Source organism: Caballeronia sp. SEWSISQ10-4 2 (assembly GCF_030464885.1).
Classification (GTDB): Bacteria; Pseudomonadota; Gammaproteobacteria; order Burkholderiales; family Burkholderiaceae; genus Caballeronia.
This window is the reverse complement of the sequence record NZ_JALPRJ010000039.1, coordinates 39,872-54,747: the sequence shown is the minus strand read 5'-3', so window position 1 is coordinate 54,747 and position 14,876 is coordinate 39,872. Positions and strand designations below refer to the sequence as shown.

Here is a 14,876-nt window from a genome sequence, read left to right as displayed (position 1 = left end):
GCAATGTACCGGCTTGCAGCCTTCGCTCAAAACGAAAACCCGGTCTTGTTACGCCGCAGATCTTCCTCGACCATCATCTTGCAAAGTTGTTCGAGCGTGGTCTTGGGTTCCCAGCCGAGCACCGACTTGGCCTTCGCCGCATCGCCGATCAGCAACTCGACTTCCGCCGGGCGATGGAACTTGGGGTTCACCTTGACCAGCAGCTTGCCGTTTGACGCATCCACGCCCTCTTCCTTCTCGCCTTCGCCGCGCCACGCCACTTCAACACCGGTGGCCTTGAACGCCATTGCCACGAAGTCGCGCACGGTTTCCGTACGGTTGGTCGCAAGCACGAAAGTGTCAGGCTCGTCCGCTTGAAGCATGCGGAACATCCCTTCCACATATTCTTTCGCAAAACCCCAGTCGCGCTTCGCATCCATGTTGCCGAGTTCGAGGACGTCGAGCTTGCCGAGCGAAATCTTCGCGACCGAATCCGTAATCTTGCGCGTAACGAATTCACGGCCGCGCAACGGCGATTCGTGGTTGAACAGAATTCCGCTCGAACCAAAAATATCGTACGACTCACGATAGTTGATCGTAATCCAGTGCGCGTAGAGCTTCGCCACGCCGTACGGGCTGCGCGGGTAGAAAGGCGTGTCTTCCTTTTGCGGAATAGCCTGGACCTTGCCGAACATTTCGGAGGTCGACGCCTGATAGAACCGGATCGAACGATCCACGATCCGGATGGCTTCCAGAACGTTCAATGCGCCCACGCCGGTAATTTCGGCCGTAGTCGCCGGCTGATTGAACGACACGCCGACAAAACTTTGCGCCGCGAGGTTATAGACCTCACGCGGCTGCGCAGTTTCCAGCAGGCGGATCGTTGCACCGAGATCCGTCAGATCATGTTCGTGCAGGTGCAGATTTGGGTGGTTGAGAACACCCAGCTCCTCCATGCGCCAGAAATTGACGGAACTCGTACGCCGATAGGTGCCATGAACTTCGTAGCCACGGTCCAGCAGCAATTGCGTCAGATATGCCCCGTCCTGCCCCGTGATGCCAGTAACTACTGCGCTCGTCAATTCCATCTCCTTTGGGAAGACCCATCCATCGCGAAAAGTGCCGCGAAAGATGAAAAATAATCTACAGAATGGCCCCAATTATATCCGAGGGACGAAATCGGCCATCCGCCAAAACACTGCTTCCAAAGCCATTGCCAGCTTGGGATTTAAGCTGGGATGCTCCCGCCAGGCTCGAGGTCCGAACGCCTTCTGGAGCAGGACATCACAGCTCGTCGACCATATCCGCCGCGTGACGGCGAAATAAATAAAGCCCTAGTACACATAGCAGCAAGCCCACGATCAACACCGGCCAGACCAGCGTCCAGTCAGGCCATTGACCGTTCACGAGAATCGCCTGATAGCCGAGTATCAGATCGGCCATTGGATTGAATTTGATGTAAGGCTTGACGCTGTCCGGTAATACGTGCCACGGGTAGACAATTGGCGTGAACCAGAACCAGAATTGCAGAAGAATTGTCATGAACTGGCCGACGTCGCGAAAAAAGACGTTGAGAACACCTACCGTTATCCCGAGGCCGACGCTAAAAACAATCTGCACGAGCAGCAGCGGAATCAGACCGAGAAAAGTCACGCCCGGAAAATTGCCGCTCACTACGAGGAAGATTGTAAACAGAGAAAATATGATCAAAAAATTCATCATCGCCGATAGTGCGACGATGACTGGCAGCGCAATGCGCGGAAAGCTCAGCTTTTTAAGCACGTTCGCGTTTTCGATGAAAACGTTCTGAGCACGCGAGACGATCTCCTGAAAAAGACCCCACGTCAGAACGCCAGCGCAAAGATAGATGCTGAACCCGAAGGTGCTAGTCACACCCGGCAGCCTCGATTTCATGACCTCCGCGAAAATCACGGTGTAGACCAGGATCATGGCCAGCGGCTGCAGAACCAGCCACAGCGCGCCAAGCATGCTGGTGCGGTAGCGCACCTGAAATTCGCGCTTGACACTACTAAAAATAAAACCGCGGTACCGGATCAGGGCACCCAACAATGCGCTCAAATCATGTCCTCAGCGTTGAATATTTGACGAGCCGCAAGGCCGCTCGCCCCTATCGCGGGGATTCTGCGAATCGCCCACAACCCGCCATTGTCAGCCATGTTTCTAACAAAAGGCAATCGCCGCCTAGGTTTGGCGCCGACAGGCACTGAAAGGTTCGGCACTGGACGTTGATAAAAGCCCGGCTTGGCGCGTGATTATAAATGCGCAAAACGCATGCCCAAAGCGCGCTGACAACCTGATACAAAAATGAGAAAGTAAAATATTCTGGTGTGCCACGAATCCAACATCGCACCAAGCCGATGTTCACGTACATAAAAATTTAACGCTATCGGGCTATATTTTTCTGTTGCTCAATAGCGCGACGTACCGCGTCAAACCCCAGCAAGCCTCGGACCGCCTCGGTTATCATGCTATGTTGACCTGACCGGTTTAACGCGGTCGATGCCCGAGCCATGCAAGCCCGCCGAAGCCCGGCAGAGCATCTCCAGAACGGCCCCGGCAGACACCCGCTACATAAATTCCGTGCCCATACGGTCCGTTCACGCGCCGCGCCCGTGCCGGCAACAGATTCATTCTTCGCATCGTTCCTACATGGCATCTTTATTCCCGCAACGCCCCGTTCCCCTCGCATTCGGCGATATCCAGGGTTGCCGCGAAGCGTACCAGCGCCTTTTGACCAAAGCCGCGCCGAGCGACGCCACGCCGCTCTGGTTCGCCGGAGACGTCATCAATCGCGGCCCCGAATCGCTCGCCACGCTGCGCGACCTGATCGCGCTCGGCGACCGCGCCGTCGCCGTCCTCGGTAATCATGACCTGCACCTGCTGTCCGTATCGGCGGGTATCCGGAAGTCGAAGAAAGGCGACACCATCGATGAAATCCTGGCCGCGCCCGACGCCGCCGATCTCCTCGACTGGGTCCGGCATCGCCCGATCGCGCATTTCGATCACGGCATGCTGATGGTTCATGCGGGCGTGTTGCCGCAATGGGACGTGGCAACAACGCTAGAACTCGCCGATGAATTCCAGCGCGCGCTGCGTGCACCGAGCTGGAAAGAAACGCTCGCGAGCCTCTACGGTAACGAGCCGACCCGCTGGAAACCCAAGCTCAAGGGCAGCGACCGGCTGCGCGTGGTGTGCAACGCGTTGACGCGCCTGCGCTTTTGTTCGGCTGAAGGCGACATGGACTTCTCATCCAGTGGCGGCGTGGATTCGGCGCCCTCGGGTTTCATGCCGTGGTTCGACGTGCCGTCGCGCGGGACATCGGACATCACGGTCGTGTTCGGCCACTGGGCAGCGCTGGGTCTCATCATCCGCGATAACGTCATCGGCCTCGACTCAGGTTGTGTCTGGGGCGAAGAGTTGACAGCGATACGCCTCGCAAGCGATCCGGTCGAACGCACGGTGACGCAGGTGGATTGCCCGAATTGCCGCGCGGTTATCGACTGAGATCGACTGAAACTGACTGAAGAATCTTCAGCGCGGATTTAAGGTAACTCTGCCATGCAGAGCCGCAGCGCCTCGCGCCAGTCAGGCGCTGTCAGGCCAAAGGTGGTGAACAACTTTTGATTCGATAGCCGGGAATTCCTCGGCCGCGCTGCGGGGGTTGGATATGCTGAATAAGCAGCCGTGGGGATCGCTTTGATCATCGGCTTGTACTCAAGCGTCGAGTTGTCGAAGATGGCTTGCGCGAAACCGCACCACGAGGTCGCACCGGAAGCCGTCAGGTGGTAAATGCCCGAGCTTCGCATCCACTCGTCCTGATCGTGAATAAGAAGCTGCGACAACGCATCGGCCGTCAACGTCGCGATGGTCCTCGACCACGTCGGCGCGCCAATCTGGTCGGCCACCACGCTCAACGCGTCGCGCTCGGCGCCGAGTCGCAGCATCGTTCGAAGGAAGTTCTTGCCGCGCGCGCCATACACCCAACTCGTCCGGAAAATCAGGTGCGCACAACCCGCCGCCGCAATCGCCTGCTCCCCGGCAAGCTTGCTTTTGCCATAGACGTTCAACGGATTCGCGGCATCGTCTTCTTCGTACGGACCGTCCTTTGTGCCATCGAAGACGTAATCGGTGGAGTAATGAACCAGCAACGCGCCGAGCCGCTGCGCTTCCTGCGCCAGCAAGGCCGGCGCGTCGGCATTGAGATGCATCGCGGCAGCCGCATCGCTTTCGGCTGAATCCACGGCCGTATAAGCCGCTGCATTGACGATCAACGCCGGCGCCAGTTCACGCACGACCCGCCGGATCTGATCGGAGTCCACAAGATCCAGACCGCTGCGATCCAGCGCCACCACGTGCCCCAAACCCTGCAGACAACGCGCGAGTTCGAAACCGACCTGGCCGTTGGCGCCCGTCAGCAAAATAAGCTTCCGCTCGGGTGCGGTCATGATCTATGGGTTCTCATGCGAAATGCTCGGCGTCGGCCAGGCGCACGCCCGCAGCGTCCTTCGCAGAAAGCAGCGGTTCGAAGTCGATCGGCCATTGAATCCCGATTGCCGGATCATTCCAGATGATGCTTCGCTGATGCTCCGGGTACCAGTAATCGGTCGTCTTATACAGGCACTGCGCCGACTCCGACAACACGACAAAACCATGCGCGAACCCCGGCGGCACCCACACCTGCCGACGGTTCTGCGCCGATAGTTTCACGCCGCTCCACTGGCCGAATCGGGGCGAGCTCTTGCGGATATCGACGGCAACATCGAACACCTCGCCTTCCAGCACGCGAACGAGCTTGCCCTGCGCGTGCCCGATCTGATAATGCAGCCCGCGCAGTACACCGCGAACCGAGTGCGAATGATTGTCCTGCACGAATTCAACGCCCGCCCTCACGTGCTCGCTGAAGTCGCGGCCGTTGAAGCTTTCGTAGAAAAAGCCGCGGGCATCGCCGAAAATTTCCGGCTCGATGACCACGACTTCCGGCAACGCCGTAGCGGTTATTTGGACGGCCATGCGACCTGGTCCGTCAGCAGGTTGAACAAGTATTGCCCGTAGGCAGTTTTCGCGAGCGGGTGTGCGAGCTTCTGCAATTGCTCGCCGTCAATCCATCCGCGCCGGAAGGCAATTTCCTCAGGACACGCAACCATCAGGCCCTGGCGTTTCTGCAATGTGGCGATGAACTTCGCGGCGTCCATCAGCGAATCGGGCGTGCCGGTGTCTAGCCATGCAAAACCTCGGCCCATGATCTCCACATCGAGTTTGCCCTGCGCGAGATAAAACGAATTCACGTCGGTGATTTCGAGCTCGCCACGCAACGATGGCTCGATGTCCCCGGCTATCTCGCAGACGTTGTTATCGTAGAAATAGAGGCCGGTGATCGCGTAATGCGAGCGCGGCACCGCCGGCTTTTCTTCTATCGACAGCGCGCGAAAATTCGCATCGAATTCGACCACGCCGTAACGCTCGGGATCCTGCACGTGGTACGCAAAAACCGTCGCGCCGTCGGCTTTTGCACTGGCGTGCTCGAGTTGCCTGCCGAGATCATGACCGTGGAAAATGTTGTCGCCGAGAATCAACGCGCACGGATCGTCGCCAATAAACTGCTCGCCAATGATGAACGCCTGTGCCAGTCCGTCCGGCGACGGCTGCACGGCGTACTGGACGTTCATGCCCCACTGGCTGCCGTCGCCGAACATCGATTCGAAACGCGGCGCGTCCTCCCGCGTGGAGATGATCAACACATCGCGAATCCCCGCGGTCATCAGCGTGGAGAGCGGGTAGTAGATCATCGGTTTGTCGTACACGGGCAGCAACTGCTTCGAGACAACGTGGGTAATCGGATAGAGCCGCGTACCCGAGCCACCGGCGAGAATGATGCCTTTGCGCGCCATCGTCAGTCCTTGTTCGGCTTATTGGGTTGATAGTGTTGACGCGCGTTGCGCATAGTTGGCCTCGACCCACTTTCTATAGTCACCGGAAGCCACTTCGTCGACCCACTCCTGATTGTCGAGATACCACTGGAGCGTTTTCTCGATGCCGGTCTCGAACGTTTCCGCCGGCTTCCAGCCGAGTTCACGCTCGAGCTTGCGGGCATCGACGGCGTAGCGGCGGTCATGGCCCGGGCGATCCGCCACATAGGTGATCTGGTCGCGGTATGAACCGGTCGGCTTCGCCTTCATCCGGTCGAGCAAGTCGCATACGGCATGCACGACATCAAGGTTCGTCTTCTCGTTCCAGCCGCCGATGTTATACGTTTCACCCAGCCGGCCATGCGCCAGCACTTCGCGAATCGCCGCGCAATGGTCACCGACGTATAACCAGTCACGGATGTTCTGGCCATCGCCGTAAACAGGCAATGGTTTGCCACTCAACGCGTTCCCTATGACGAGCGGAATCAGCTTCTCGGGAAACTGGTACGGCCCATAATTGTTCGAACAATTCGTCGTCACGACAGGCAGTCCATAGGTATGCAGATAAGCGCGCACCAGATGATCGGACGCTGCTTTGGTCGCGGAATACGGACTGTTCGGCGCATAGGGCGTGGTTTCGGAGAACGGGGCATCGTCGGTGGAAAGCGAGCCGAATACTTCATCCGTCGATACATGCAAAAACCGAAACGCCGCTTGATCCGCGGCGGGCAAGACTTTCCAATAAGCAAGCGCCGCTTCGAGCAATGTGAACGTGCCGACCACATTGGTCTGCACAAACTCGGCGGGTCCGTGAATGGACCGGTCGACGTGACTTTCGGCGGCGAAATGCAGGATTGCGCGGGGCTTATGTTGGCTGAGCAGCGCATCCATGGCTGTGCGATCGCACACGTCTGCTCGCGCAAAAATGTGCTTAGGGTTGCTTCGCAACGACTTGAGCGTCCCCAGATTGCCGGCGTAGGTCAGCTTGTCTACGTTGAGCACGGCTTCGCTGGAGGCGCTCAGCCAATCAAGCACGAAATTAGCGCCGATAAATCCAGCACCGCCCGTTACCAGAATCATAAAAGCCCTCTAAGCCGTTAGGGTCAGCGCATGACACACGCTTGATGTCGCGCGTTCTCGCCCTGTTCACGGTGCACAAATAAACGCGCGTCTGGGCCGGTCGATCAAGTATAGGTCTGCGTCGTACGTTAGCGGCGAGGCGGGTTTTATTTCAGCGGCTTCGAGGTTCCGCGTGGCGTGCGTTGTGTTCGGCCCGGGATCAACGCCCACGCAGGTCGCACAAAGCACCGCGCAATCGTCGACTGAAAACGCTCAGTGCCGCGGCGTCACCGCTTCGAACTCGCCGATCGCGCCCGCATCTTCAAGAACGGCCGCACTCGATACATTCAGCCCCTCCTGCATCCGCCGCAATGCCGCCTCCACCGCCGCCTGCGCTTGCCTCGCCAGCACGCGCCGGTCGGCGCCGGGTGCAATCGCATCGCAGACGTAAAGATGCGCTGTCAGCGGCGTATCGCGAAGCATGGCGTTCAGCGTGAAGGCGAGCGTCAGGTCATCGATATAAGCCGGTGCCTCCGACTGCCGCCCGTTCGCGTCTTCGTACATCAGGCAGATCGGCTGCACCGGACAAGCCGCCGATACAGCCGCCTGGAACAAATTGGAGTGGAACGGCAGCAAGTCGCGGCCAAGCGACGTCGTCCCTTCCGGGAACACGCACATCAATTCGCCGCGCACCAACCGCTGCGCGAGCTCATGCATGATGCGTTTGGCGTCGCTACGCTTTTCGCGTTGGAGAAATATCGTGTCGAGTTGCTGCGCGAGCCAGCCGACAACAGGCCAACTCCGGACCTCCGCCTTCGAGACGAAAGGCGTCGGCCGCCATGCGTTCACCACGTAGATATCGATCCACGACACGTGATTGCCGACCACCAGCGCGCCGCTATCGAGCCGCGCCTGATCGTTGTGCACGACGAGCTTCATGCCGCATCGACGCAACATTTCGACCGACCACGCGCGGTTCAGCTCCATGCGCACCTGCGGCGTGGCCTTGGGGAAACGCCTGGCCACCGTCCACATACCGTGCAGCAGATGCGCAAAAATCCGGGCCTTACGGAAGGCGAGCATGGTCAGGATCCGTCAACGCGCTTCATACGCAATATGTCCCGACACGATCGTCATGAGTACGCGCGCCGGCAATTCGTAACCGAGGAACGGTGAGTTGTGCCCCTGGCTCTTAAGCTTCGCGGGTTCGACGAGCCATTCGGCCGAGGGATTGAAGAGACAGAGATCGGCCGTTTCTCCAGCCGCAATGCGCCCGGCGTTCACCTTGAGCACGGCGGCCGGCGCGCTCGTGATGCGCGTAAGCGCCTTCGATAACGGCACCCCCGCCTCCCGCGCCCACTTCACCGTCAGCGACAGCAGCAGTTCAAGTCCCGTTGCGCCCGGCGTGGCTTCGGCGAAAGGCAGCAGTTTTTCGTCATCGTCGAGCGGGGTGTGATCGGAGCAGATTGCATCGATGGTGCCATCCGCCAGCCCCGCGCGAATCGCATCGCGATCGCGCTGCGAACGCAACGGCGGATCGAGGCGGAATTGCGAGTTGAAATAACCGATGTCCACGTCAGTCAGATGCACGTGGTTGATGGTCACGTCGCAGGTGACCGGCAAGCCTTCGGCCTTCGCCTGGCGCATCAGCGCAACGCCCGCCGCCGATGACAAATGCGACAAATGCACACGCGCGCCCGACACGCGAACCAATTCGAAAATGGTGTGCAACGCGATGGTTTCCGCCGACACCGGCACGCCCGACAACCCCAGCCGTGAAGCTACCGCCCCACTCGCCGCCACACCGCCGCTCGCCATATAAGAGTCTTGCGGACGCAGCCAGACGGCATAACCGTAGGTCGTCGCATATTGCAGCGCGCGCAAGAGCGTACGCGTATCGATAATCGGCGTATCCGCCTGCGAGAAGCCGATGCAACCCGCCTCCGTCAACTCGACCATTTCGGTGATCGCGAGGCCCTTGAGCCCCATGGTCAGCGCGCCGAGCGGATACACGTGCGCCTGATGCAGCTTCTGCGCGCGGAACTTGAGCATTTCGACGAGACCCGGTTCATCGAGAACGGGATCGGTATCGGGCGGACAGACAAGGCTTGTCACGCCGCCGGCAGCGGCCGCCGCCATTTCGGACTCGAGCGTGGCCTTATGTTCAAAACCCGGCTCGCGCAGCCGCGCGCTTAAATCGACGAAACCGGGCGCGACCGCGAGACCCTTCGCATCGATCACGCGGGCCGCGTGGAAATCGGCCGGGGCATCGCCAATGCTCACGATCTTCCCCGCCGCAATGAACACATCGGTGAGTGTTTCGGTGCCCGCAGCCGGGTCGATGAGCGTGCCGCCCTTGATATGGATCTTCATGTATTAATCGCGGGTTTAATCACTATTTCCGGCAACGATGCCCATTACCGCCATCCGCACGGCAATTCCGAATGTGACCTGGTTGAGGATCACCGATTGCGGGCCGTCGGCCACTTGCGAATCGATTTCCACGCCGCGATTCATCGGTCCCGGATGCATCACGATAGCGTCGGGTGCCGCCAGTGCAAGACGCTCGGGCGTGAGTCCCCAGGACTTGAAATACTCTTGCGCCGACGGCAGCAACGCACCGCTCATGCGTTCGTTCTGCAAGCGCAGCATGATGATCACATCGACGCCTTTCAGCCCTTCGTCGAGGTTGTGATACACGTGCACGCCCATCTCGTTGAGATTGCCCGGCAGTAAGGTGCGCGGACCAATCGCACGTACTTCGGGCACGCCGAGCGTGGTCAGTGCGTGGATATCGGAACGGGCGACGCGCGAATGCAGGATGTCACCCACAATCGCCACGCGCAGATTCGTGAAATCGCGCTTGTAATGGCGGATGGTGTACATGTCGAGCAAACCCTGCGTCGGGTGCGCATGACGCCCGTCGCCGGCATTGATCACATGCACGTGCGGCGCGCAATGCTCGGCGATCAGATACGGCGCACCGCTCGACGCATGACGCACGACGAACATGTCGGCGTGCATCGCCGAGAGGTTGTTGATGGTGTCGAGCAACGATTCGCCCTTGCTCGTGGACGACGCATTGATGTTCAGGTTGATGACGTCCGCTGAGAGCCGCTTCGCGGCAATCTCGAACGTGGTCCGGGTGCGCGTGGAGTTCTCGAAGAACAGGTTGAAGACAGACTTGCCGCGCAGCAGCGGCACTTTCTTGATCTCGCGATCCGTCACGCTGACGAACTGTTCGGCGGTATCGAGAATATGCGTGACGATCGCGCGCGGTAGTCCTTCTATGGTGAGCAGATGCTTCAGTTCGCCGTTCTTCGTGAGCTGCGGATTGCCTTTGAGAAAACCAAAGCTCGAAGGCACCGGTTTTCTGTCCGGCACGCTGCTTTCGGCAGAACCCTGAGTGGCCGTGTTCATGTCGATCCTGGTGGTGCGTTGTTTTTTGTCGGGGTGTCGGTGGAAAACGGCGCGGCGGTTTTTAGTCCGTGCGAGCTTCGGTCGTGAACGTCAACGTGCCGTCGTCGCGCTGCGTGAGCACGAGCGTGGCGTCCCCGGAGACATCGACTACGCCGCCGGTGAAACGCGCCGCCACGGGTAACTCGCGGCCGCCGCGATCGGCGAGCACCGCTAATTCCACCGATGCCGGGCGGCCATAATCATAAAGCTCATTGACGGCTGCGCGCACGGTTCGGCCCGTGGAGAGCACGTCGTCGATCAGCAGGATTTTCCGATTGTCCACATCGAACGGCAGCGAGGTCGGGCTGGCCTGGCTGTGCAGGCCCTTCTTGGCGTAATCGTCGCGATGCAGCGACACGTTCACCACGCCGAACCCGGTCACGTTGAGGTCTTTCGCGAGCCGTTCGGCCAGCCACACGCCGCCGCTATAAATACCGGCGAGCACCGGAGCGCCGGCTTGCGTCAGCGACTCGCCATAAGCCGCGCGGATCTGACCCAGCAACTCGCGATACAGCGCCTCGGCGTCAATGGAACTCATGATTGTCGTCAAGTCCGTCTAGATACTGTTGGAGGATGACCCGGGCGGCTTCGGCGTCGATATCGTCGTAACGGCCTTTTGCATTCATCTTCACGCCGTTGCGCTTTAATTCGGCCTTCGCTTCCACTGATGAATACCGCTCGTCCACCCAGCTCACCGGCACGCTGAAACGACCGTTCAATTGATTGCCGAAGCGCGTGGCCAGTTGCGTCATTTCGTGCGGCGTGCCGTCGGGGTGCATCGGCAGGCCGACTATCACGGTGGTCGGGTTCCATTCGGCGATCAGCTGACCCACCATCTCGAAGCGGTATTCACGGCTGCGATTTTCAAGCACGGTCAACGCCCGGGCGTGCCGGGTCAGCGTGTTGCCAACCGCGACGCCAATGCGTTTCTCGCCGTAGTCGAAGGCGAGCAGCGTGGCTTCGATCCGGGCGTCACCCGTCATGCGTGGCCCGCTTCGCCCGACAGCATGGAGAGCGACACGCCGAGCAGCGACAACGCCGCTTGCAGCTTGTCTTCGGCGGGGACGTCGAAAACGATGCGCGGATCGGCTTCCACAGTCAGCCAGCCGTTCTTGGCGATTTCTTCTTCCAGTTGCCCCGCGCCCCAGCCGGCGTGGCCGAGCGTGAGCAGGAAACGTGCGGGCCCCTTGCCGCTGGCAACCGCTTCGAGCACGTCCTTCGACGTGGTCATGGCAAGTCCGCCCGGGACGCTCATGGACGATGTATAGACGTCGCCGTCGGCCGGATCGTGCAGCACGAAGCCGCGCTCCGTCTGCACCGGGCCGCCGAAATAGACGGGCAGGTGCACGAGCGGCTCGATCTCGAGTTTCAGGTCGATACGATTGAAAAGCGATTGGAGGTCGATGTCGGTCGGCCGGTTGATCACCAGGCCGAGCGCACCGCGCTCGCTGTGATCGCAAAGGTAGACTACAGTCCCCGAGAACGTGGGATCGGCCATGCTGGGCATGGCGATCAGGAACTGGTTGGTCAAATTGATGCGATCGGAAGTCTTGGACATAATTCGGAATTTTAACAAAGGCGCTGCTTGATGGCCGACTTTGATCTGGGGCTAGTCTGGTTTCGACGAGACCTGCGCGTAGCAGACCATGCTGCACTCTATCACGCTGTAACACGCTGTCGCCGGGTGCTGTGCGCCTTCGTTTTCGACAGCGAAATTCTCTCGCCTCTGCCTCAAAACGATCGGCGCGTGCCGTTTATTCATGCCAGCCTGATCGAACTCGATAAAACCCTGCGCGACGCGGGCGGCGGCCTGATGGTGCGGCATGGTGTGCCGTCGCACGAGATTCCCGCACTCGCCCGCGAATGCGGCGTTGACGCGGTGTTCACGAATCGCGATTACGAGCCGTCGGCGAAGGCGCGCGACGCGAATATCGAGAAAAAACTGGCCAGCGCGAGCGTGGCGTTTTTTACGTTCAAGGATCAGACCATTTTTCATCAGGACGACGTGCTGACGGGCGCGGGCAGGCCGTACACCGTGTTCACGCCCTATAAGCGCAACTGGCTTGCCTCGCTCACGCCCGATGCGTTGAAGCCGTATGCGTCGGAGGACAATCTTTCTGCTTTGGCCCGGCCACCGGCTGGCGTGAAGCACGGCATTCCCTCACTGGAATCGCTTGGATTCAGCGCCGCACACGCGCCCGCGTTGCCGGCGGGAACGAGCGGCGCGTACCAGCTCTTCGATGATTTCCGCGACCGCATGGCCGATTACGACAGGACGCGCGATTTTCCGTCCGTCAAAGGTCCGAGCTATCTCAGCGTGCATCTGCGGCACGGCACCATATCGATTCGTGCGCTGGCCCGCACCGCCCACGATGCTCAGCGCCACGGAAATCGCGGCGCTGAAACGTGGCTGTCCGAATTGATCTGGCGCGACTTTTATTTTTCGGTGCTGCACCATTTTCCGCATGTGGGCGTGCCGGGCGATCACAAGGCGTTCAAGCCCGAGTACGACCGTATTCAGTGGGAAACGGGTGATCTCGCCGATGCCAATTTCGCTGCGTGGTGCGAAGGCCGGACGGGTTATCCGCTAGTCGATGCCGCGATGCGCCAGATCAACCAGTCAGGTTATATGCACAACCGCTTGCGGATGGTCGTCGCAAGTTTTCTCACGAAGGATCTCGGGCTTGATTGGCGGCGTGGGGAGCGGTATTTCGAGTCGCTGCTCAACGACTTCGAGTTGTCATCGAATAGTGGCGGCTGGCAGTGGGCGGCGTCGAGCGGTTGCGACGCGCAGCCGTATTTCCGCATTTTCAATCCGGTCACGCAGTCGGAGAAATTCGATGCCCGGGGCAAGTTCATCCGCCATTACGTGCCGGAACTCGCCGCTCTTTCCGATAAGGATATCCACGCGCCGTGGAAGGCGAAACCGGATGCGTTGAAGGAGGCGAAGATTTCGCTAGGCGCTGAATATCCGATGCCGGTTGTGGATCACGACGCCGCGCGCAAGCTTACGCTGGCGCGGTATGCGGTGGTCAAGTAGGTTTCGCTCGTGCCCTTGCTCTCGGCCGCGAGCGAAACCTATCGCGCCACGGCCATGCCCCGCTCGATCATCGCGGTCAACGCCGCCACCGCCCCCCCGCCCTCCGACGGTGCAATTCCCGCTGCAGCCTGATGCAGCATCGCGCCAAGCGCCTGAGCGGCGCGCTCGGGAATGGCGGCGTCGAGCGGCGAGCCATCTGGCGTGATCTGCGCCTCATACGCAATTCGCCGCCACGCGAGGCCAAGCGTATCGGCGAGCAGCGCAACATGACCCAACCCTAACGCACATGCGGCCGCGCCCAGCCTGTAAGCCGCATCGGCCGCTTTGAGCGCCGCCGGCACATCGATGCGGCCGGCTTCCCGAGCCGATATCCCATGCTCGATCAATGCGCCGATCGCCGGCTCTGCGCTCGTCAGAAAATCTTCGTACGCCACGGCGTTCACACGCAACACACCCAGATCCCGCGTTGAAGCATCACGCGCTTGCTCGGCGTTGCGCTCCCACGCAATTTCGGATGCCTGCGACGCCGCGACGTGCCAGTCGACCGTCAAACCATAATCGCGCAACACATCGACCTGAACGGAATCCTCCGCCGACGCACCGTATAACGCGTAATCGCGCCACAGCAGCGCCAGCGCGGCGCGCACCAGCGACTTGGGTGCATGCGACAAACCATGCGCCTGGTCAGCAAGAACCAGATTGAAGCGCGCGTAAAGACGACGCGCGTCAGCGGCGGTGTCGGGATCGGGCTGCAAACGCAATGCCTCGACCACCGCGCCCGCAAGACGCCAGAAATCGTAGGGATCGGGACCGGCCAAGTCGGCGAGACAGGCGTCGAGGATGGAGACAATTTCCGCCTCCCCTTTCCCCTCGCCCGCTTTCGAACGTAACAGCATCAGCAACGCACGTTCGTAGTGCGCCCGGACACGCGCGAGGCGCTCGGGGGATATGGAGCGCAGCGTGGCCGGCGGAATCGCGCGCCCGACGAGCGCGAGGTCGTCGAAGGAAACGGGTGCGGCGCGAGTATGCGCGGCCATCAGCGCGTGCAGCCCGCGATAATGCTCAAACAGCAGCGTGGAGCACGCGAGCTCACGCAGATTCCGACGCTCGACGGCCGCGCTGAAATCGCGCAACGCCTCGGCGAACTGGTTGCGGGTCCTTTCGCTCAATCCGGCCAGCGGCGACACCAGCACCAACGTCTCGCCGAAGCGCTGAGCCGGCAGCCAGCCCGCCGAATGCAACGCGCCAATGCCACGGCGCAGCACGCCAAGCGTGTCGCCTTCGCGCATGAACGCATGCAGGGCGTCGGTGAGCGCCATCTCCGCAATCCGCACGGCGCCCCCGCGTGGATTGGGCAATGCCTGGAACGTGTTGGTCAAGCCGGATTGAGTTGTCATGGAACGCTCACGAAC

Annotated in this window: 15 protein-coding genes; 2 read left to right on the top strand and 13 right to left on the bottom strand. The window is 60.4% G+C overall.

Annotation, left to right across the window (positions count from 1 at the left end; genetic code table 11):
- Positions 1-26: 26 nt before the first annotated feature.
- Both gmd and M0D69_RS25070 read right to left on the bottom strand, forming a co-directional pair.
- A complete protein-coding gene (gene gmd, locus M0D69_RS25075) occupies positions 27-1,067 on the bottom strand; it encodes a GDP-mannose 4,6-dehydratase (protein ID WP_301784557.1) in 1,041 nt (346 codons plus the stop codon).
- Positions 1,068-1,263: 196 nt separating this feature from the next.
- Positions 1,264-2,058: an ABC transporter permease gene (locus M0D69_RS25070; protein WP_301784556.1), complete on the bottom strand. Its 795-nt coding sequence runs from the start codon at positions 2,056-2,058 to the stop codon at positions 1,264-1,266.
- Between the two features lie 591 nt (positions 2,059-2,649).
- On the opposite strand from M0D69_RS25070, the gene M0D69_RS25065 reads away from it, so the two are divergent.
- On the top strand, positions 2,650-3,504 hold the full coding sequence (locus M0D69_RS25065; protein WP_301784555.1) for a symmetrical bis(5'-nucleosyl)-tetraphosphatase: 855 nt from the start codon (positions 2,650-2,652) through the stop codon (positions 3,502-3,504).
- A gap of 38 nt (positions 3,505-3,542) precedes the next feature.
- Here the strand turns inward: M0D69_RS25065 and rfbD are convergent, their stop codons facing one another.
- From rfbD to M0D69_RS25015, 10 genes are all read right to left on the bottom strand, one after another.
- Complete coding sequence (gene rfbD / locus M0D69_RS25060; protein ID WP_301784554.1) at positions 3,543-4,445, bottom strand: dTDP-4-dehydrorhamnose reductase; 903 nt, start codon at positions 4,443-4,445, stop codon at positions 3,543-3,545.
- 13 nt (positions 4,446-4,458) lie between these two features.
- Positions 4,459-5,010 (bottom strand): dTDP-4-dehydrorhamnose 3,5-epimerase, encoded by a 552-nt coding sequence (gene rfbC / locus M0D69_RS25055; RefSeq protein ID WP_301784553.1) that lies wholly within the window; start codon positions 5,008-5,010, stop codon positions 4,459-4,461.
- Positions 4,995-5,888: a glucose-1-phosphate thymidylyltransferase RfbA gene (gene rfbA / locus M0D69_RS25050; RefSeq protein ID WP_301784552.1), complete on the bottom strand. Its 894-nt coding sequence runs from the start codon at positions 5,886-5,888 to the stop codon at positions 4,995-4,997. The genes rfbC and rfbA overlap by 16 nt, the downstream gene beginning before the upstream one ends.
- A gap of 18 nt (positions 5,889-5,906) precedes the next feature.
- The gene (gene rfbB / locus M0D69_RS25045) at positions 5,907-6,986 is read right to left on the bottom strand and encodes a dTDP-glucose 4,6-dehydratase (protein ID WP_301784551.1); all 1,080 of its coding nucleotides are present in this window, start codon (positions 6,984-6,986) and stop codon (positions 5,907-5,909) included.
- Between the two features lie 252 nt (positions 6,987-7,238).
- A complete protein-coding gene (locus M0D69_RS25040; RefSeq protein ID WP_301784550.1) occupies positions 7,239-8,048 on the bottom strand; it encodes a 1-acyl-sn-glycerol-3-phosphate acyltransferase in 810 nt (269 codons plus the stop codon).
- Between the two features lie 12 nt (positions 8,049-8,060).
- Positions 8,061-9,338, bottom strand: coding sequence for a dihydroorotase (locus M0D69_RS25035; protein ID WP_301784549.1), 1,278 nt, complete (start codon positions 9,336-9,338; stop codon positions 8,061-8,063).
- Between the two features lie 15 nt (positions 9,339-9,353).
- Positions 9,354-10,385 (bottom strand): aspartate carbamoyltransferase catalytic subunit, encoded by a 1,032-nt coding sequence (locus M0D69_RS25030; protein WP_301784548.1) that lies wholly within the window; start codon positions 10,383-10,385, stop codon positions 9,354-9,356.
- 61 nt (positions 10,386-10,446) lie between these two features.
- Positions 10,447-10,962 carry a bifunctional pyr operon transcriptional regulator/uracil phosphoribosyltransferase PyrR gene (pyrR, locus tag M0D69_RS25025; RefSeq protein ID WP_301784547.1) on the bottom strand — a complete coding sequence of 172 codons (516 nt, stop codon included), beginning with the start codon at positions 10,960-10,962 and terminating at the stop codon, positions 10,447-10,449.
- Complete coding sequence (ruvX, locus tag M0D69_RS25020) at positions 10,949-11,407, bottom strand: Holliday junction resolvase RuvX (RefSeq protein ID WP_301784546.1); 459 nt, start codon at positions 11,405-11,407, stop codon at positions 10,949-10,951. The genes pyrR and ruvX overlap by 14 nt, the downstream gene beginning before the upstream one ends.
- On the bottom strand, positions 11,404-11,982 hold the full coding sequence (locus M0D69_RS25015; RefSeq protein WP_047845053.1) for a YqgE/AlgH family protein: 579 nt from the start codon (positions 11,980-11,982) through the stop codon (positions 11,404-11,406). The genes ruvX and M0D69_RS25015 overlap by 4 nt, the downstream gene beginning before the upstream one ends.
- A 30-nt stretch (positions 11,983-12,012) precedes the next feature.
- On the opposite strand from M0D69_RS25015, the gene M0D69_RS25010 reads away from it, so the two are divergent.
- Complete coding sequence (locus tag M0D69_RS25010; protein ID WP_301784545.1) at positions 12,013-13,464, top strand: deoxyribodipyrimidine photo-lyase; 1,452 nt, start codon at positions 12,013-12,015, stop codon at positions 13,462-13,464.
- 38 nt (positions 13,465-13,502) lie between these two features.
- Here M0D69_RS25010 and M0D69_RS25005 read toward each other — a convergent pair whose 3' ends face one another.
- A complete protein-coding gene (locus M0D69_RS25005) occupies positions 13,503-14,861 on the bottom strand; it encodes a hypothetical protein (protein ID WP_301784544.1) in 1,359 nt (452 codons plus the stop codon).
- Positions 14,862-14,876 lie beyond the last annotated feature (15 nt).